Annotated in this window: 22 protein-coding genes and 2 tRNA genes; 17 read left to right on the top strand and 7 right to left on the bottom strand. The window is 62.2% G+C overall.

All coding sequences use genetic code 11. The features are described from left to right. The first annotated feature begins 54 nt into the window (after nucleotides 1–54). The 3 genes from P5704_002230 to P5704_002220 all read left to right on the top strand — a co-directional run bounded on the left by P5704_002230 (nucleotide 55) and on the right by P5704_002220 (nucleotide 662). Nucleotides 55–130, top strand: a tRNA-Gly gene (locus tag P5704_002230). 46 nt (nucleotides 131–176) lie between these two features. After that, nucleotides 177–250 (top strand) — tRNA-Cys (locus P5704_002225). Between the two features lie 166 nt (nucleotides 251–416). Continuing rightward, the gene (locus P5704_002220) at nucleotides 417–662 is read left to right on the top strand and encodes a hypothetical protein (protein ID WOF79345.1); all 246 of its coding nucleotides are present in this window, start codon (nucleotides 417–419) and stop codon (nucleotides 660–662) included. Between the two features lie 93 nt (nucleotides 663–755). On the opposite strand, the gene P5704_002215 is transcribed toward P5704_002220, so the two are convergent. The 3 genes from P5704_002215 to P5704_002205 all read right to left on the bottom strand — a co-directional run bounded on the left by P5704_002215 (nucleotide 756) and on the right by P5704_002205 (nucleotide 3,324). Beyond that, nucleotides 756–896, bottom strand: coding sequence for a hypothetical protein (locus P5704_002215; GenBank protein ID WOF79344.1), 141 nt, complete (start codon nucleotides 894–896; stop codon nucleotides 756–758). Nucleotides 897–1,118: 222 nt separating this feature from the next. Beyond that, nucleotides 1,119–2,198 carry an ACR3 family arsenite efflux transporter gene (gene arsB, locus P5704_002210; protein WOF79343.1) on the bottom strand — a complete coding sequence of 360 codons (1,080 nt, stop codon included), beginning with the start codon at nucleotides 2,196–2,198 and terminating at the stop codon, nucleotides 1,119–1,121. A gap of 49 nt (nucleotides 2,199–2,247) precedes the next feature. Further along, nucleotides 2,248–3,324: an ArsO family NAD(P)H-dependent flavin-containing monooxygenase gene (locus P5704_002205; protein ID WOF79342.1), complete on the bottom strand. Its 1,077-nt coding sequence runs from the start codon at nucleotides 3,322–3,324 to the stop codon at nucleotides 2,248–2,250. Between the two features lie 288 nt (nucleotides 3,325–3,612). Between P5704_002205 and P5704_002200 the strand changes: the two genes are divergently transcribed. The 6 genes from P5704_002200 (at nucleotide 3,613) to arsJ (ending at nucleotide 7,649) form a co-directional block, all read left to right on the top strand. Beyond that, nucleotides 3,613–3,969: a metalloregulator ArsR/SmtB family transcription factor gene (locus tag P5704_002200; GenBank protein ID WOF79341.1), complete on the top strand. Its 357-nt coding sequence runs from the start codon at nucleotides 3,613–3,615 to the stop codon at nucleotides 3,967–3,969. A gap of 39 nt (nucleotides 3,970–4,008) precedes the next feature. After that, complete coding sequence (arsH, locus tag P5704_002195) at nucleotides 4,009–4,722, top strand: arsenical resistance protein ArsH (GenBank protein WOF79340.1); 714 nt, start codon at nucleotides 4,009–4,011, stop codon at nucleotides 4,720–4,722. Nucleotides 4,723–4,740: 18 nt separating this feature from the next. Next, nucleotides 4,741–4,899 carry a hypothetical protein gene (locus P5704_002190; GenBank protein ID WOF79339.1) on the top strand — a complete coding sequence of 53 codons (159 nt, stop codon included), beginning with the start codon at nucleotides 4,741–4,743 and terminating at the stop codon, nucleotides 4,897–4,899. Nucleotides 4,900–4,909: 10 nt separating this feature from the next. Next, nucleotides 4,910–5,236, top strand: a complete 327-nt coding sequence (locus P5704_002185) for a YnfA family protein (protein ID WOF79338.1) — start codon at nucleotides 4,910–4,912, stop codon at nucleotides 5,234–5,236. Nucleotides 5,237–5,262: 26 nt separating this feature from the next. Continuing rightward, on the top strand, nucleotides 5,263–6,267 hold the full coding sequence (locus tag P5704_002180) for an ArsJ-associated glyceraldehyde-3-phosphate dehydrogenase (GenBank protein ID WOF79337.1): 1,005 nt from the start codon (nucleotides 5,263–5,265) through the stop codon (nucleotides 6,265–6,267). A 167-nt stretch (nucleotides 6,268–6,434) separates the two neighbouring features. Next, nucleotides 6,435–7,649 (top strand): organoarsenical effux MFS transporter ArsJ, encoded by a 1,215-nt coding sequence (gene arsJ, locus P5704_002175; GenBank protein ID WOF79336.1) that lies wholly within the window; start codon nucleotides 6,435–6,437, stop codon nucleotides 7,647–7,649. A 42-nt stretch (nucleotides 7,650–7,691) separates the two neighbouring features. On the opposite strand, the gene P5704_002170 is transcribed toward arsJ, so the two are convergent. The 4 genes from P5704_002170 to P5704_002155 form a co-directional block, all read right to left on the bottom strand. After that, nucleotides 7,692–8,945 (bottom strand): alginate export family protein, encoded by a 1,254-nt coding sequence (locus P5704_002170; protein ID WOF79335.1) that lies wholly within the window; start codon nucleotides 8,943–8,945, stop codon nucleotides 7,692–7,694. Nucleotides 8,946–9,077: 132 nt separating this feature from the next. Further along, the gene (locus P5704_002165; GenBank protein ID WOF79334.1) at nucleotides 9,078–9,257 is read right to left on the bottom strand and encodes a hypothetical protein; all 180 of its coding nucleotides are present in this window, start codon (nucleotides 9,255–9,257) and stop codon (nucleotides 9,078–9,080) included. Nucleotides 9,258–9,413: 156 nt separating this feature from the next. Then, nucleotides 9,414–10,100: an RES family NAD+ phosphorylase gene (locus P5704_002160; GenBank protein WOF79333.1), complete on the bottom strand. Its 687-nt coding sequence runs from the start codon at nucleotides 10,098–10,100 to the stop codon at nucleotides 9,414–9,416. Next, nucleotides 10,100–10,504 (bottom strand): hypothetical protein, encoded by a 405-nt coding sequence (locus tag P5704_002155; protein ID WOF79332.1) that lies wholly within the window; start codon nucleotides 10,502–10,504, stop codon nucleotides 10,100–10,102. Before P5704_002155 ends, P5704_002160 begins: the two co-directional genes overlap by 1 nt. 484 nt (nucleotides 10,505–10,988) lie before the next feature. On the opposite strand from P5704_002155, the gene P5704_002150 reads away from it, so the two are divergent. From P5704_002150 to P5704_002115, 8 genes are all read left to right on the top strand, one after another. Beyond that, entirely contained in the window at nucleotides 10,989–12,194 is a 1,206-nt protein-coding gene (locus P5704_002150) for a site-specific integrase (protein ID WOF79331.1), read from the top strand. Then, a complete protein-coding gene (locus P5704_002145) occupies nucleotides 12,191–13,354 on the top strand; it encodes a PDDEXK nuclease domain-containing protein (GenBank protein WOF79330.1) in 1,164 nt (387 codons plus the stop codon). The genes P5704_002150 and P5704_002145 overlap by 4 nt, the downstream gene beginning before the upstream one ends. A gap of 326 nt (nucleotides 13,355–13,680) precedes the next feature. Then, entirely contained in the window at nucleotides 13,681–14,187 is a 507-nt protein-coding gene (gene radC, locus P5704_002140) for a DNA repair protein RadC (GenBank protein WOF79329.1), read from the top strand. Between the two features lie 105 nt (nucleotides 14,188–14,292). After that, nucleotides 14,293–14,550, top strand: coding sequence for a metal-sensing transcriptional repressor (locus P5704_002135; protein WOF79328.1), 258 nt, complete (start codon nucleotides 14,293–14,295; stop codon nucleotides 14,548–14,550). A 9-nt stretch (nucleotides 14,551–14,559) separates the two neighbouring features. Continuing rightward, nucleotides 14,560–15,870, top strand: coding sequence for an MFS transporter (locus P5704_002130; protein WOF79327.1), 1,311 nt, complete (start codon nucleotides 14,560–14,562; stop codon nucleotides 15,868–15,870). Between the two features lie 316 nt (nucleotides 15,871–16,186). Continuing rightward, nucleotides 16,187–16,537 carry a DUF2958 domain-containing protein gene (locus P5704_002125; GenBank protein ID WOF79326.1) on the top strand — a complete coding sequence of 117 codons (351 nt, stop codon included), beginning with the start codon at nucleotides 16,187–16,189 and terminating at the stop codon, nucleotides 16,535–16,537. Nucleotides 16,538–16,602: 65 nt separating this feature from the next. Continuing rightward, a complete protein-coding gene (locus tag P5704_002120) occupies nucleotides 16,603–16,881 on the top strand; it encodes a hypothetical protein (GenBank protein WOF79325.1) in 279 nt (92 codons plus the stop codon). 727 nt (nucleotides 16,882–17,608) lie between these two features. Next, nucleotides 17,609–18,433, top strand: a complete 825-nt coding sequence (locus P5704_002115; protein WOF79324.1) for a DUF932 domain-containing protein — start codon at nucleotides 17,609–17,611, stop codon at nucleotides 18,431–18,433. Nucleotides 18,434–18,464: the final 31 nt, after the last annotated feature.

Below are 18,464 nucleotides of genomic sequence, written 5' to 3'. Positions count from 1 at the left end.
AAGGGTTGACGGCAGCATTCGATCGTATAGAATGGCGCCCGTCACCAAGACAACGCGGGAATAGCTCAGTTGGTAGAGCACGACCTTGCCAAGGTCGGGGTCGCGAGTTCGAGTCTCGTTTCCCGCTCCAGTTTGTAAGATCGCGCCGCAGTAATCATGCGGCGCCTTCGTTTTGAGGCCGGTTGGCAGAGTGGTTATGCAGCGGATTGCAAATCCGTGTACGCCGGTTCGATTCCGACATCGGCCTCCATATTGAAAGCCCCAAGCAATTCGTTGCTTGGGGCTTTTTATTGCGCGAGCAAAAAGCTAGCTTCTTAAAAAGCCATGCTTGTTGGTGCACCAATTCGTTCGCCAGCGAGCGGCTCCGCAAAGGCTATCTATACTTCGTGAGCGACTTCCTCGCGAGGAGAACAGCCATGCGACGCCTCACAGCTTTTACCTTTGCCGTCCTGTTCAGTACGCCACTGCTGGCAATGCATTGTCCCATGGACATGGCCAAGATCGATGAGCGGCTCAAGACCAATCCGCCCAAGGATGCCGCCACGCTGCAGCAGGTTCGCGAGTTGCGCGCCGAAGGTGAACAGCTGCACCAGGCTGGCAAACATGCCGATTCGGTGCGGGTGCTGGGTAAAGCGCTATATCTGTTGGGCTTGAAACCCTGATCAGCGCGCCCGGCGCAAGCCAACCAGCAGCCAGAACAGCAAGTCCCGGTATCGGGAGGACGGCAATAGCGATTGCCCAAAGCGCTTTTGCGCCTACGGTTCGCTGGCTTTGAAGGCCATCGCAGCGGCGATGACGAATGCTGGCAACAGGCAGAGGATCACATGTTCGCGGGCATGCCACAGCGTCAGGCGCAGGCCTTCCAGTACTGCATTCTCGAAACGCGGCTGGTCCATCGGCAGAAAGAAGATCAGCAGGAATGCGGCGCAGCAGCTTCGCTTCGGTAGGGCGGCTCCGCCAGAAACTGCCCAAATGCACCCCTTGTTGAGGGCGGCGTATCGCTGGCCGGTGCAGGCTGCTCTTGTACGGGGCTGTCCATGCCTCTGTCGTCAGTAGGCTGCATTGATGGAGCCAGCCTGTGCGCAGCTCAGGATCAAGTGCTGGTCGGCGCTCCTTGCTCAGTCAGCAGGCAGTGCGCGGTGGTACCAGTCACGACTGCGGTTGATGCTGCGCACCAGCCAGAGCATGACCGGTACCTCGATCAACACGCCCACCACGGTGGCGAGGGCCGCTCCGGAATTGAAACCATAGAGCACAATGGCGACGGCAACCGCCAGTTCGAAGAAGTTCGAAGCACCGATCATCGCGGAGGGGCCGGCAACATCATGGCGAACCAGAAAGCGACGATTGAGCCAGTAGCCGAGCCCGGCGATAAGGAGTGTTTGTAGCAGGATCGGTACCGCGAGCATGGCGATGATCAATGGCTGAGCAACGATCGCTTCGCCCTGGAAGGAGAACAGAAGCACCAGGGTTGCCAGCAGCGCTACGATGGAAAATGGCTGCACTTTCGCCAGTGCCGCCTGGAAGGCCGATTCATCGCGCCTCATCAGCCGGCTGCGGATGAACTGGGCGATGGCCAGCGGAATGACGATGTACATCACTACCGAGAGCAGCAGGGTGTCCCAGGGCACCGGTATCGAGGACACGCCGAGCAGCAGCGCGACGATTGGCGCAAAGGCGAACACCATTACCACGTCGTTCAGCGCCACCTGGGTCAGGGTGAAGTTGGCGTTGCCGTTGCAGAGGTTGCTCCAGACGAAGACCATCGCCGTGCAAGGTGCGGCACCCAGGAGGATCAGGCCGGCCATGTAGCTGTCGAGTTCGGAAGCCGGGAGCCACGGGGCGAAAACGTGCTTGATGAATACCCAGCCAAGCAGCGCCATGGTGAATGGCTTGACTGCCCAGTTGACGAACAGCGTGATGCCCATGCTCGTCCGCTGCGCATAAACCTCGCGCAGTGCCGAGAAATCGATCTTCATCAGCATCGGGATGATCATCACCCAGATCAGCAGGCCGACCGGGATGTTCACGTGGGCGATTTCCAGCGCACCGACCGCTTGCGCGGCGGCGGGCATGCCCAGCCCGAGGAGGGTGCCGGCGATGATGCAGAGGAACACCCAGAGCGTCAGATAACGCTCGAAGAAGCCGAGCGGGGCGCCGTCGGCTTTCTTGCTGGCGACTTCACATTGACTGGACATCGCTAATTACACCTTCTGCACGGTAGTCGGGATTGCATTGATGGTGTCGCTACGGGCGCCGCGAAGGCGTTGCGGTCAATGCCTGAACGACCTGATCGGCGGTGCTTCGCGCCGTGCGGGTGACGCCGATCAGCGTGGCAGACGCCATGCCGGTCCAGTCGCCATAGCCCACCAACCATAGATTGGGCTGCTTCACGACACGGGTATCCTCTACCTGTACTTTGCCATCTGCCTCGACGACGCCGAGCTCACGAAGATGGTCCAAGGCTGGACGAAAACCGCTGCACCAGATCACCGCATCGAGGTTCTCACGACGCCCATCCGCCCACTCGACGCCCGTTTCGGTGAAGCGCGCAAAGGGGCGTTCGGCGACCAGGACGCCACGCTCGCGGGCTTCGCGCACCGGCGGCACCATGACGATGTCACCGAAGCCGCCGGCCGGCTCGTCGATGCTGCGCCCCTCCTGCTGCGCCTTCCAGCGCGCAGTGGCGCGCTCGAACAGCACGCGACCGTCTACCTCGTCGGGCAGAAACGCAGGTGGCTCCTGGGTGATCCAAAGCGTTTCGCTGACACTGGATAGCTCGGCGAGGACCTGCGCACCGGAGTTGCCGCCGCCCACCACCATTACCCGTTTCCCTGCGAAGGGAGCAGGGGTACGGTAGTGAGCTGAGTGAATCTGCGCACCCTGAAAAAGCTCGCGTCCTTCATAAGGCGGAATGAAAGGCTTGCTCCAGGTGCCCGTCGCACTGATGACCGCGCGAGCCAGCCACTGCTGATCGCCAGCTTGCACACGCCAGAGATCGTCAAGACGGGTGACCGTATCGACGCGAACCGGACGCTGAATCGGAAACTGATAGCGGTCTTCGTAACGTCGCAAGTAGTCGATAACGTCGTTGCGCGTTGGATTGCCCGGCTCGGTTGGGCTGGGCATCGGCCAGCCGGCAATCGAGCTCCAGGCGGCGGGCGAGAACAGCCGCAGCGAGTCCCAGGCATGCAGCCATGCGCCGCCGGGACCGGGCTGCTCGTCGAGTAGCAGGTAAGACAGCGAGGTGCGACGCAGGAAGTACGCGGTTGTCAGCGCGGCCTGTCCGCCGCCGATGACGATCACATCGAGAATGGGGGGCATCAAGCGGCTCCCGGCAAAAGTTCATATTCGCTTGAAAAGATATATGTGATCTCGAATATACGCTCCTTGCTTCGTCTGAACAAACCTCTGCAAAAGGCTTTGCATTCCATGCCCGGTAAAATAAAAGGGCGCTTTACTTGTTCATGCGATAAACAATATATTCGGCCAGACGCATATTGCTGAGATGCGAACAGCGACCAGCCGGATGCTTGCCAGCGCGCGCTTTACGAGATGCCGGGCGGATCAAGGTGTTCGTGCTGGTCAAGAACAAGCGCTGAGAAGATAGCAATGGTCGAGCACCTGACACCCACCACCGTATTCAAATGCCTGGCCGACGAGACGCGCGTGCGGATCGCCTTGCTCGTCGCTCGAGAAGGCGAACTGTGTGTCTGCGAACTGACCTGCGCGTTGGCTGAGAGCCAGCCGAAGATCTCGCGGCATCTGGCGCTACTGCGCGGCTGTGGAATCCTGGAAGACCGCCGTCAGGGCCAGTGGGTCTATTACCGACTCCATCCGCATCTGCCCGACTGGGTGACCGACATGTTCAAGCCGATCCTCGCCGCCAACAAGAACTGGCTGAGCGACAACGTGCAGCGCCTTGAAAGCATGCGCAATCGTCCCGAGCGGGCGGCGGCGTGTAATTGAATCGCTTCGTTCACTCGCCACAACGTTCAGGAATGCCCCATGCACGACGACCTGCCCAATATCGATCCGGAACTGCTCGATCTGCCCGACATCGCCAAGCTAGGCCTCCCAGACGGGCCTGCGCACAAGCCGCGCATCCTGCTGCTCTATGGCTCCAATCGGGAGCGCTCCTACAGTCGCTTGCTGGTGCAGGAAGCTGCGCGTCTGCTCGAGCGTTTCGGTGCCGAAGCACGCATCTTCAATCCGTCCGGATTGCCGCTGCCGGACGATGCTCCGGACACCCACCCTAAGGTGCAGGAGCTGCGCGAGCTGATGCAGTGGTCGGAAGGGCAGGTGTGGTGTTCGCCGGAGCGTCATGGTTCGATGAGCGCGGTGTTCAAGGCGCAGATCGACTGGGTGCCGCTGGCCATGGGCGCAGTGCGGCCGACCCAGGGCAAGACGCTGGCGATCATGCAGGTCAGCGGCGGCTCGCAGTCATTCAATGCGCTCAATCAGATGCGCGTGCTGGGTCGCTGGATGCGCATGCTCACCATCCCCAACCAGTCCTCGGTGGCCAAGGCCTTTCTCGAATTCGATGATGCGGGCCGGATGAAGCCCTCGGCTTATTACGACCGTGTGGTGGACGTGATGGAGGAGCTGATCAAGTTCACCCTGCTGGTACGCGGCCGGGCCGACTACCTGGTCGATCGCTATTCGGAACGCAAGGAGTCGGCCGAAGCGCTGTCCCGTCGCGTCAATCAACGCTCCATCTGACTTCCAGGAATCGCTCGCGTGTCCCATCCCTACGACATCCTCGATGTGCCCGGCAGCGCCGGTCAGCTGATCTTCACGCCGTGCCCCGGTAGCAAGGGCACCAGTGTTCAGGCGCTTCGCCCCAAGGTTATCCAGCATCCGGCGCATGTCGGCTGGATCGAGCGCTTCGGCGCATGACGGGCCTCTCATGCTGAATACGCTTGGCCTGTTCATCATTACCGCGATAGCGGAGATCGTCGGCTGCTATCTGCCGTACCTCTGGCTGAAACAGGGCAAGAGTATCTGGTTGCTGCTGCCGGCTGCGCTTTCCCTGGCGCTGTTCGCCTGGCTGCTGTCGCTGCATCCCACCGCCGCTGGGCGTGTGTACGCGGCATACGGCGGCGTGTATGTCGGCGTAGCGTTGGTCTGGCTGTGGCTGGTCGATGGTGTTCGCCCGACCTGGTGGGACCTGCTTGGCTGCGCCGTGGCGATGTTGGGCATGGCGATCATCATGTTTGCGCCACGACCCCCCTGATGCACCTTTCCAAAAGCGAGTCATCCATGAGCATCAAAGTTGGCATCAATGGCTTCGGCCGCATAGGACGTCTGACACTGCGCGCGGCGTGGGATTGGCCGGAGCTGGACTTCGTGCAGATCAACGATCCAGCAGGGGACGCGGCCACCCATGCGCATTTGCTGAACTTCGATTCCATCCACGGCCGCTGGCAGCACGAAGCAGGAGCCGATGGCGACTGCCTGGTGATCGACGGTCAGCGCGTGAAAGTCAGCGCCAACAAGGCGATCGCCGACACCGACTGGTCGGGCTGCGATCTGGTCATCGAGGCCAGCGGCAAGATGAAGACCGTTGCCGTGCTGCAGCAGTATCTGGAGCAGGGCGTGAAGCGCGTGGTGGTCAGCGCGCCGGTGAAGGAACCGGGTGCACTGAACATCGTCATGGGCGTCAACGATGGGCTGTTCGATCCGGTGCAGCATCGCATCGTCACCGCGGCGTCCTGCACCACCAACTGCCTGGCGCCGGTGGTCAAGGTGATCCACGAGCAGCTCGGCATCCGCCACGGTTCGATCACCACCATCCATGACCTGACCAACACGCAGAGCATCCTCGATCAGCCGCACAAGGACCTGCGGCGTGCGCGGGCCTCCGGCATGAGTCTGATTCCTACCACGACCGGTTCGGCCACGGCGATCGCCGAGATCTTCCCGGAGCTGCGCGGCAAGCTCAACGGCCATGCCGTGCGGGTGCCGCTGGCCAATGCTTCGCTGACCGATTGCGTGTTCGAAGTGGAGCGTGCTACCGATGCCGCCGAGGTGAACCAGCTGCTCGAGGCCGCAGCAGAGGGCGAGCTGAAGGGCATTCTCGGGTATGAGGAGCGGCCACTGGTTTCCATCGATTACCGCACCGATCCGCGCTCGTCGATCATCGATGCGCTATCGACCATGGTGGTCAACGGCACCCAGGTGAAGATCTATGCCTGGTACGACAACGAATGGGGCTACGCCAACCGCACCGTGGAGCTGGCGCGCAAAGTGGGATTGGCCGGCTGAGATGCCAACGGCTGGAACTTGCGGGTGAGTGAAGATCGGATGGAAGTGAGCTGACGGCCACTCCATGACTCTGACGCCCCATCGCTCTTTGCTCCAGTGCAGAAAACTGATCGGCAGTCTCATCCCGACGACCACGCAGCACCCCAGGCCAATCAATCCGGAACCTTATGCGAGCCCTTGCCCGACTGTCCCCCGAGGTGCGCCAGTACCTGATCGTCACTGGTAACTACTGGGCTTTCACGCTCACCGATGGCGCGCTGCGCATGCTGGTGGTGCTGCATTTCCACACGCTGGGCTACACGCCGCTGCAGATCGCGGCCCTGTTTCTGTTCTACGAGGTGTTCGGTGTCGTCACCAATCTGGTTGGCGGCTATCTCGGCGCTCGGCTCGGCCTGAACCGGACGATGAACCTTGGCCTGGCGATGCAGGTGGTGGCGCTGCTGATGCTCACCGTACCAGCTGCGTGGCTGACGGTGCCCTGGGTGATGGGTGCGCAGGCGTTGTCCGGTATCGCCAAGGACCTGAACAAGATGTCGGCCAAGAGCTCGATCAAGCTCCTGGTACCCGACAGCCAGCAGGGCACGCTGTACAAGTGGATCGCCATCCTCACCGGCTCGAAGAATGCGCTCAAGGGCGTAGGTTTTTTCCTCGGCGGTGCGCTGCTCACGCTGCTAGGATTCGGTGGCGCGGTCCTGGCGATGGCTGCGGTGCTGGCGGTGATCTGGATCAGCAGCCTGGTGCTGTTGAAAAAGGATCTTGGCAAAGCGAAGGCCAAGCCGAAATTCAAGGACATCCTCTCCAAAAGCCAGGCAATCAATGTGCTGTCGGCAGCTCGGCTGTTTCTCTTCGGGGCTCGCGATGTCTGGTTCGTCATCGCGCTACCGGTGTACCTGAGCACCGTCTTCGGCTGGAATTTCTGGATGGTCGGCGGCTTTCTGGCCTGCTGGATCATCGGCTACGGCATCGTCCAGTCGATGGCGCCGGCCATTACCGGCAAGCGCAGCGGCAAGGTGCCGGATGGCCGTGCAGCCTTCATCTGGGCTGCACTGCTGGCGGTGCTACCGGCGGCGATCGCCGTGGGCCTGACAACCGATGCGTCGTCCCAATGGGTGTTGATCGGCGGGCTGCTGCTGTTCGGTGCGCTGTTCGCGGTGAACTCTTCGCTGCACAGCTATCTGATCGTCAGCTACGCCAAGGAAGACGGCGTCTCGCTGGACGTGGGCTTCTACTACATGTCCAACGCCATGGGCCGACTGATCGGTACCCTGCTTTCCGGCTGGGTATCCCAGGCCTATGGGCTGCAGGCCTGCTTGTGGGTTTCATCCTTGTTCGTGCTGCTCGCCGCGCTCATCTCGCTGCGATTGCCTCGTCACGCGCGATAGCGGATAGGGCAGGTCGAGCGCGAACGCCCGACCTGAACCGGCTCAGTAGCTGTACTGCAGCTGTGCCCAGAGCTTTTCGGTGTCCACCGAGTAGTCGTCCGCGTCGTAGCCGGCGTATTTGACCGTTGCCACCAAGCCTTTGACCAGCGGAATGGCGCGGCTGTAGGCGATATCGATTTCCTCGCCATACTGCTGGCTGCCGCGCTCGGCGCGGAAGTCGTGGTACCAGGCCTGCAAGGTGCCGCCGAACAACGGCAAGGTGCCGCCGAGATAGACATCCTGCATGCCGTCTGCCGGCGTCAGCAGAAAGGTATCGGCCCAACCCTGAAACGCATGCTTGGTCGCAAGCGGCGTCTGGAAAGCGCGATTGCCTGGCCCCGAATCGCCACCCAGCACCTCCATGCCCGCTTTCAAAGTCGCGCCGTGCAATGCATAGCCGAGTTCGGCCAGGTAGTACTCGCTGCTCAGCTCCTGCGGATTGCCTGCGTAGTCCTGCTGGCGCGCATATTCAAAGGCGTAGCTGATGTCGTGGAGGGCACCGTTCAGGCGCAGGCCTGTGGTCTTGCTGGACAGGGTGCCGAGTTCCGCGGTGGGCGCAGTGGCGATGTTGTTCAACCCCAACAGATAGCTGTAGGCGGTGGCCGTCAGCGCCGGTGAATACGCATAGCGAGCGTTGATCAGATGGCTGTGGCCTTCGATATCGGCCGGGTTGCTGCGATTGTCGAAACGATTGTCACCCGGGCCGAAGATCGTGTTGATGTTGTCGATGTAGGCGTAAGTCAGCGTCAGCTTGTCGAGCGGTTGCAGTTGGCCGAGCACACCGTCGTAGGTTTGTTCGTTCTGCCGCCAACCGACGCCACCGACGAAGCGCTGGTTGTCCAGATTGATGCGCTGACGGCCGGCAATCGCGTTGCCGAGATCGTGGTCGTAGCGCAACAGCGCCTGGTTTATTTCGCTGCCGTCGGGGTCGGCTACCACGGAATAATCGCTCTGGCCGTTGCGTGTGCTGTTGTAGGCGGCATCACCCAGGCGGCTTACGTTGTCTGCCTCGAGCAGAGCCGATAGGCCATACCACTTGCCGGTCTGAAAGCCGACGCGGGTGCGCAGCGTCTGCGCGTTGGCGTGCTTGAGGGCGTTGTCCTGATCGACATGCTCGTAGCGATAGCGCAGATCCAGAATCGGCTTCGCATCGGTGAATATGCTGCTGAAGCTTTCCTGAGCGAAAGCCGCTGGACTGCATAGCAGACCGGCACTCAACAGGTAGGGGGTCAGGTGATGAGGGTGCAGGTTCTTCATGTGCCGCTCCTTGGTTGACATCGGAGCGAAAGATAGGCTGCTTACTATTTTTGCCATTGACAGCCGTCAAGGCCGTAAAAAAGCTCTGGAACGAGCCCTGTGGCCCGTTCGCGAGGCCTGAAGGAGTCGAGCTTAGCTGTGCGCGGCGGTTCTCAATATGCCGATATCATGTGTGGCGCGCTGAATCAGCGCTGCTGCGTTCGGTCCGGTTCTGTCCTGACCGTTACGACGGCCGCGGCGCCAATGCACCATGGGCTGGAGTGAGCTGATATCCGATCGGGTAACCAGTTCTTCGAGTGATCGCTTGCTCATGTTCGCGTCCTCACGTCGTGAGTTCGGTGGAGCGTCCTTGCGCCATGGGGAGTCCATGAGCAGACGATGCGCGATGATTGTTACAGCGGTTTGGCAGCAGGGCGCAATCGGATGGCCGGTGCAGGGAGGAGAGGGCGGCTAACGCACCTGGGTGCATCAGACTTCGGTAATCGTGCTGACGCTGGTGATGCCAGCGTTCCAGATCATCTCGTAGTGCGCAGTCTGAACGATGGACAATACGCGCCGCGGCGTCATGAGTGCCCAGCAGAGCCGGCCTGGGCTGCGCACCGAGTGATACCGCAACCCGGGGAATCCCTCTTGTCTGACGAGACGACCGAACTGGCGGGAGTGAGCGTAATCATCGGTGTCGTAGATAGGATCCGACATCGCCACGCTCGTGGCATCCAGCAGCCCGGCCTCGTTGAACTGGCATGACAACCCGCGAAAAACGAACCGCTCGAAGTTCAAGCCCACGACATTCGACCAGTATTGCTCCTGGTGATGCCTCACCTCGGCCAGCGCCGTTTCCATGCTGTCGGCCAGATACAGCACGCCGTAACTGCCATCGCTGAAGCGCGAACCGGCGGGGTTCACGTGGGTGAACGGTGCCGTTGCGTAGGAGCAGCCCGGAATACCGAACGGTATCTCTGATCGTGGGATCAGCTCGAGGTGGCCAGTCTCGTTGTGCAACCGCGGGTTGGTCAGCGCCTGCAACTGATAGAGGATTTCAAACTCCTCGGCGTCGGCTACGTCATCAAACAGTTCGATGGGGGGATACTTGGAGTTCACCAGCCGGTACGACTGACAACGGGCATCGGCCCGTATTGGCAGTCGCTGCGGCACTACCACTGCGCGCCTCGCAGACTGTCGATACGGCGGAACGACTCGTACAGGGAAATCATGTCCCCTTGAGCCATTACCTCCAGCGGCGATCGTCCGTTGAAGAATTCGTTGTGATTGGGCATTGCCGGAAAACCGTAAGTGTTCTCCGGGTTATCGAAGATCAGCCGCAGTGCTGCATGGATGTTGAGAATGAAACTGACGCGCTGCATCTGGTCGGGATCCAGACTGACCGACCAATCCGCATTACGCAGCTTGGCCCGCGCGTGAGTACTGCGGGAAATACGCAGTATCCGACAGGCCTGCTCGGTAGATGCCTGCCATTTTTCGAGAATGTTCACCGCCGTTCGAAGGCCGGCGGCGCACTGGTCTTTGCTAAACGCGGGTGCCTGAAGAGTCGCAGTCATGGCAATTGCTCGATTAATTCCATGGACTCAGCATAGCACCATATGTGTCTGCAGACACAATTGTGCGCGCACTAACTTTCTGGACATTTAAAAAGAGAAGTGGCGCAATGCCAGCAAGCTCGATAGGAACTTCAGTCAAAACAGCCTGGTAATTGCGTTCGATTGCGGTGTGACGGGAGCGCTCGCGCTATTGCAAAAATCAGCAATGCACATGACAGGACGAAGCTGGAAGGCTGAAAGCCGCGTGGTGACTGGTGCCCGGAGCGGGGGTCGAACCCGCATACCCTTTCGGATGAGAGATTTTAAGCCAGAGCATGGCTTCCGCACCGGGGCAACGATAGGGTTGGATGGGGCTTGCTGTAGCAGGTTTTCCAGCTAACCAATGCCTTCCATCATATCCCGGTGCGCGATGCAAACCGCCCCGGTTCCCTTTCGCTTGGCTCCTAGCCGGCCCCTGGAATCGGGGCCTTTAAGGAGCACCCTCATGGCGAAAATCAAACTCACCAAGTCCGTCGTTGACACGGCACAGGCGCAAACCTGCGACGTGGAACTCCGGGATACGCTCGTTCCGGGTTTCTTGTGCAAGGTTACACCAACCGGGCGCAAGGTATTCATGCTTCAGTACCGCACGAACTCCGGCGTGCGGCGCAAACCGTCGCTCGGCCAGTTCGGGGAGCTGACGGTCGAACAGGCCCGATCGCTGGCGCAAGACTGGCTGGCCGAAGTCCGGCGCGGCGGCGACCCCGGACTGGACAAGGCGGATGCCCGCAAGGCCCCGACGGTCAAGGAACTGTGCGGCCGGTTCATGGATGACCACTCCAAGCCGCACAACAAGCCGAGCACCCAGGCCGGCTACCAGTACCAGATCGACACCTTCGTCATTCCGGCCTTTGGAACCAAGAAGGTCCACGAAGTCACGCGCAACGACATTACCGCGCTGATGAAGCGCATGGAGAAGTCGCCCACCCAGGCCAACCGGGTGCTGTCGCTCGTGCGCAAAATGTTCAATCTGGCCGAGCTATGGGGCTACCGGCTAGACGGCTCCAACCCGTGCCGCCATGTGCCCAAGTACCCGGAGAAAGGCTCGACCCGGCTCATTACCGATGACCAGATGGTCAAGCTGTTCGCCTATCTGGACAAGGCCGAGGCCGAGAACTTGGAGCATCCCATCCTCTTGCTGGCCGTCCGGCTGCAATTTGAGTTCGCGGCGCGCATGTCGGAAATCCTGCTGTTGCAGTGGGATTGGCTCGACCTGCCCAATGGCCGGGTGGTCTGGCCGGACAGCAAGACTGGCGATATGTCCAAGCCCTTGAGCGAGGAAGCCAAGCGGCGGCTGACGAGCGCCCCCCGCTATGGCGATTCGCCCTATGTCTGCCCGGCGATCATCGACCACCGCAAGCCCCTCAGCACCCACACCTACTATCAGGGGTGGCGGCGCATCCTTCGCAATGCCGGCGTGCCGAAGGTCGGCACCCACGGCATTCGCCACCGCTCCGCGACCGACATTGCCAATTCGGGTATTCCGGTCAAGGTCGGCATGGCGCTGACGGCGCACAAGACCGTGGCGATGTTCATGCGCTATGTCCATACCGAGGACGATCCGGTGCGCCAGGCCGCCGAACTGGTGGCGACCCGGCGGCAGACCATCACCGGGGCGCGGCAGCAGCAGCCGCAGGAGGCCACGGCATGAGCGCCCGGACGCCCAAGGCATCCAAAGACGCCGCCCTGCCTGCCGGCTACGCCGGCATCCACGGCGGCATCGTGGAACTGCTGGACGCTGCGCGCCAGGCGGCGGCGCGCAGCGTCAATGCGCTGATGACGGCCAGCTATTGGGAGATTGGCCGCCGTATCGTGGAGGCCGAACAACAGGGCAAGCGGCGTGCGGGATATGGCGAGCAGTTGATTGCCCGGCTGTCCGCTGACCTGACCGCGCGCTTCGGGCGCGGTTTCAGCCCGGACAATTTGGAGAACATGCGGCGGTTCTTCGCCGCATACCCTCGGCCCGTGATTTCCGAGGCACTGTCTCGGAAATCGGGTGACGAGCTACCTGCCGAGATTTCCGAGACAGTGTCTCGGAAATTCACCCTGACCGAGCTGGCGCAGGTGTTCCCGCTGCCGTGGTCGGCTTATGTGCGCCTGCTGTCGGTCAAGGACGACCATGCCCGCCGCTTCTACGAAGCCGAAGCGCTACGCGGCGGCTGGAGCGTGCGCCAGCTTGACCGGCAGATCGGCAGCCAGTTCTACGAGCGCACGGCCTTGTCCAAGGACAAAGCGGCAATGCTGGTCAAGGGCGCAGCGCCGAGGCCCGAGGATGCCGTCAGGCCGGACGATGCGATCAAAGACCCCTATGTGCTGGAGTTCCTGAACCTCAAGGACGAGTATTCCGAATCCGATCTGGAGGCCGCGCTGATCCAGCGGCTGGAGGATTTTCTGCTGGAGCTGGGCGAAGGGTTCACCTTCGTCGGGCGGCAGCGACGCTTGCGCATCGACCAGACCTGGTATCGGGTGGATCTTCTGTTTTTCCACCGACGACTGCGCTGCCTGGTCATCATCGACTTGAAGCTGGGCAGCCTGTCCCATGCCGACGTGGGCCAGATGCTCATGTATTGCAACTACGCCAAGGAGCATTGGGCCTATCCCGATGAAAACCCGCCCGTGGGTTTGATCCTCTGCGCCGACAAGGGCCATGCGCTGGCGTGGTATGCGCTGGAAGGCTTGCCGTCGAAGGTGATGGCGGCGAACTACCGTACCGTGCTGCCGGATGCCGAGCTGTTGCAGAAGGAATTGGAGACTACGCGGCGCTTGCTGGAATCGCGCACGTCGAAGCAGCCCAAGAAACTCCAGCAGTAACCGGGCGTCCCGGCGTTCCGCCGTCGGGTTCGCGGGCTGCGCCCCGCGCCTCGTTCCGAGTCACGGCCATTCGGCTTTGACCCCTGACGCCTCCGGCCCTATCGGGCCTGCGCGCTCCGCTTGCCCCGAAAGCCGAGGGTGTGCAGTGGGCGGGTGTGGGCGGTCTTGCTGTTCCCTTCACCGTATCACGGCGTTCTCGCCGTCAAGGGCGGCGCGCGCTTGAGCGCGCTTGCGTCCTGGCGGCCGTCTGCGACCCCTGACTGCTTGCGCTGCGCCGTGCCGGTGCCGGTTCCGGGCAATTCCGCCCGAGCAACCGGAGCACGATCATGTCGCAACTCACACTCTCTCTCGATACCCCGCTGATGGTGCGCGATGGCCGAGGGCGCTATCGGCCGGCGGACGCTGACCAGATTCTGGAAGCCGCGCGCCAGGTCATCGAACAGAAGATGCAGCGCGGTGCATCGTTCAGTTCGCCGGCGGCAGTCAAGGATTATCTGCGCGCCAAGCTGGCCGGCTTCGAGCACGAAGTCTTTGCCGTCCTGTTTCTCGATACGCGCCATCGGCTGATCGACTACGTGGAGATGTTCCACGGCACGATCGACGCGGCCGAGGTGCATCCGCGCGAAGTGGTGAAGCAGGCACTGCGGCTCAATGCGGCGGCGGTCATCGTTTCGCACAATCATCCAAGCGGCAACCCCGAGCCGAGCGCGGCCGACAAGGCGCTGACCTCGCAGCTTCGGCAGGCGCTGGCACTGGTGGACGTTCGCACGCTGGATCACGTGATCGTCGCAGGCAGTAGCACCACGTCCTTCGCCGAACGCGGCCTGATCTGACCAAGGGGGCTTCGGCCCCCTTTTTGCTACGTCCGGCGCGTAACTCGGTTTGTGAACAAGCATCCTTGCCTCGACATATCCCCCCTGGGGGGATATAGTTCTTGCATGACGGAAGCACACAAGCACTCAAGTCATCCCGATTTGATAAAGCGTCTCAAGCGTGCCGAAGGCCACCTTCGGCACGTCGTCGGCATGATCGAGATGGGGAAGCCCTGCCTTGACATCGCCCGCCAGCTATCGGCGGTGGAAAGCGCCGTGACTGCGGCAAAGCGTGCTCTGATCCACGACCACATCGACCATTGCCTTGACCATGACGCCGCTTCCGTCATGAGCGAAATGAAGGCACTCGCCAAACTTCTTTAAGGCCGTCCGATGCTCGCTGTCCTTAAAAACCGAACCTATCGCCACCTGTTCGCCGCGCAGGTGATCGCGCTAGTCGGCACCGGCCTGATGACAGTGGCGCTGGGCCTGCTCGCCTACGAACTGGCGGGCGCGGACGCCGGAGCGGTGCTTGGTACGGCGCTGGCTATCAAGATGCTTGCTTATGTTGGCATCGCCCCAATCGCTCAGGCGTTCGCTGACCGTCTGCCGCGTAGGTCGCTGCTGGTCGCCCTTGACCTAGTTCGGGCAGCCGTGGCTCTCTGTCTGCCATTCGTCACCGAGGTCTGGCAAATCTATCTCTTGATCTTTGCCTTGCAGGCAGCCTCTGCCGGATTCACGCCGACCTTTCAGGCGACGATCCCGGACATCCTGCCGGACGAAGATGAGTATACGAAGGCGCTGTCGCTTTCGCGGCTGGCATACGACCTTGAAAGCCTTGTTTCCCCGATGCTGGCGGCTGCGCTGCTGACCATCATCAGCTTCCACAACCTGTTTGCCGGGACAGTGCTTGGCTTCCTTGTCTCGGCCGCGCTGGTGGTCAGCGTGGTGTTGCCCGCCTCGACACCTGGCCCACGTCGCGGCATCTGGGAGCGCACCACGCGGGGCGTTCGCCTCTACCTTGCAACGCCGCGGCTGCGGGGACTTCTAGCAGTTAGCCTCGCCGTGTCAGCAGCAGGTGCGATGGTGATAGTGAATACGGTGGTCATCGTGAAGGCACGCTTCGGCCTGGGCGAAGCAGAAGTAGCTTGGGCTTTGGCGGCGTTTGGGGGCGGTTCGATGATCGCTGCATTTGCACTGCCTGGGCTGCTCAACAAATTAGCGGATCGACCTGTCATGGTCACGGGAGCGGCGGTGCTGGTTATCGGTACGGCCATCGGGGCGCTGATTCCGTCTTATGTTCTATTGCTTCCACTTTGGCTGGTGATCGGTTTCGGCTACAGCGTGGCACAAACGCCTTCTGGTCGGCTGCTGCGCCGTTCCGCCCATGCCGAGGATCGGCCTGCGCTATTCGCTGCACAGTTTGCGCTGTCACATGCCTGCTGGCTGATCTGCTACCCGCTGGCGGGACGCTTCGGTGCTGCCTTCGGACTGCAATCAACCTTCATCGTTATGTCGTTGATTGGCCTCGCCGGTGTAGTGCTTGCGCTAATGCTTTGGCCTGCCGGCGATCCATCGGATATCGCCCATGACCACCCGGATCTACCGCCGGATCATCCGCATATGCGCGAACATTCAGGCCAGGGCCGACACCACCACCTTCTGATCGTGGACGACCTACATCAAGGGTGGCCACGCATGTAGCGTTGTGTCCTTCGCCAAACGCGATCTAACTTGACCAAGGGGGGGCTTCGGCCCCTTTTTGCTGCGTCCGTTGGCGCAACTCCGGCCCTCACGGGCCTGCGCGTGCTACGCACTTTCCCCAAAGCCGGGGTGCGTGGAGGTGCGAGGGAGGCGGTCTTGCTGTTCCCCTCATCGTGCCACGGCGTTCTCGCCGTCAAGGGCTGCGCGCCGATGGCGCTTGCGTCCTGGCGGCCGTCTGCGACCCCTGACTGCTTGCGCTGCGCCGTGCCCCGGAAGGGTCGGGCAATTCCGCCCGGCAACCTTTCAGGAGTTCACCGTGAACAACGCACTCATCACCGACGAGCAGCGCATCGTGCTGCTGGCCAACGGCCACGAATCCTTGGAGAGCGCGGACTTCGATCCGGCCCCCGTGGTCAAGCTGTTCACGCCGGACGCCGGCGCGACCTGGCTGCTGACCGAGATTGATCCCGACGACCACGACCACGCCTTTGGTCTTTGCGACCTGGGCCTGGGGGAGCCGGAAATCGGCTGGGTCAGCCTGGGCGAGTTGGCGACGGTGCGCGGCGGGCTGGGCCTGCCGATCGAGCGCGACCTGTCTTTCCGTGCCGAGAAGCAATTGAGCGCCTATGCGCGCGATGCGCGGCTGGCCGGGCGGATCGTCGTCTGACTTCGCCCTTGGAGCGCCGCAAGGCGCTCCTTGCGCTTTCTCAATCATCGAAGGAGATCAATGCCATGAGCAGCCATCACGACTACATCATCGAAATCACCGCGCAGCACGATGCACTCCAGCCGTTCGCACCGGAGAACGGCAAGCCCTTGCGCTTCAAGATCGGCGACGCGGTGATCTTCACCAACGAGTTCGGCGCACAGTTCCGGCGCCGCGTCACCGGGTTCTACCGGCCCACCGGGCTTTCGGGCATGTACGCCCGCGGTGCGCGCTACCTGCTGGACTCGTCATCGCCGTGGATGCCCGTTGCGGAATCCAGCCTGCGTCTTGACGACTCGGCGTGATGCCTACGCGCCCCTCACGGGGCGCTGCGCGCTTCGCTTGCCTCCAGGGGAAAGCCCTGCGGGCTATCCCCGCCGCGCGATGCTTGGCACCCCTAAAGACCGCCGAACCGGCTGCGCCGGCTCGGCCAGAAATCCGCAGCCACAGCAGACCCGGCTTTCCGATGCCTGGGGTGTAGTGCATCCCTTGCGCATGGTGCTCATCGAGCCTTGAAGGCTGGGCGTCCCCGGCCACCTGGGAGATGGCCGGTCGCGCTGTCGTGCGCGTAGCGCATCGAGCCGCCTGCGGCGTCTCGCCCCTGACGGGCTTCCATCGTTCCCTCGCTCCGCTCGGCTGACGCCTCCGGCCCGGCTTCCAGATCCGGGCCTGCGCGCTTCGCTTGCCGTGCGGTCAGCGCAAAGGGAAGGCCGTTGCCATGTCCAGCCGTCTTCCCTGACTCCATCACCTTGTCCGCGACTGTAGCCCGCGTCCGTGTGCAGTCAAGGCGCGCAGGGCCGTGTCCTCGGCTGCGCCTGCGGGCCGCACCACCCCCTGCGCTTGTTTCCTTGACAGCCCCCGTCCGCGCGCTCCTGACCGTCGCGGGCGATGAACTCAGGAAAGACGGTGGCAACAGGGCCAACCGGGTTCCTCGTGCCGACCGCACCAAACAGCCGAAAGGCTGGGCTCCGAATCTTGGAATCCGGTGTGCGGTGAACAGCAGACCCTTCTTTCTATGTCAGGAGAAATGCCATGCAACTCGCATCCCGCTTCGCTTCCCGTTCCCCGGTGCTGCGTTCGGAACGTCCCTTGTCGGATGACCAAATCCGGGCCATAGCCCCGTCCATCTTCGCGGAAGCCCCGCACGAAAGCCGCTCGCAGCGGTACAGCTACATCCCCACCGCGACCGTGCTGCAAGAACTGCGCGGGGAAGGCTTCGAGCCTTTCATGGTGACGCAAACCCGCGTGCGCCACGACGACCGCCGCGACTACACCAAGCACATGATTCGGCTGCGCCATGCCAGCCAGATCAACGGCCGCGAGGCCAACGAAATCATCCTGCTGAACTCCCATGACGGCACCAGCAGCTATCAGATGCTGGCCGGAATGTTCCGCTTCGTTTGCAGCAATGGCCTTGTCTGCGGCGACACCGTGGCGGACGTGCGCGTGCCCCACAAGGGCGACGTAGCCGCCCACGTCATCGAAGGCGCTTACGAAGTCCTGCACGGCTTCGACCGGGCGCAGGAATCGCGCGATGCCATGCGCGCTATCACGCTGGATGCCGGGGAATCGGAAGTGTTCGCCCGCGCTGCGCTGGCATTGAAGTACGACGAGGACAAGCCCGCGCCCATCACGGAATCGCAAATCCTGATGCCGCGCCGCCACGACGACGACCGCCGCGACCTGTGGAGCGTGTTCAACCGCACGCAGGAGAACTTGACCAAAGGCGGCCTGTCCGCCCGCGCCGCGAATGGCCGCCGCCAGACCACCCGACCCGTGCAGGGCATCGACCAAAGCGTGCGCCTGAATCGCGCCCTGTGGCTGCTGGCTGACGGCCTGCGCCAGTTGAAAGCCTGAATCCCCACGCGGCAGGGGCAGGCAGCAGCCC

The organism is Pseudomonas sp. FeN3W (assembly GCA_030263805.2).
Classification (GTDB): domain Bacteria; phylum Pseudomonadota; class Gammaproteobacteria; order Pseudomonadales; family Pseudomonadaceae; genus Stutzerimonas; species Stutzerimonas stutzeri_G.
This window is presented reverse-complemented; position numbering and strand designations above follow the sequence as displayed.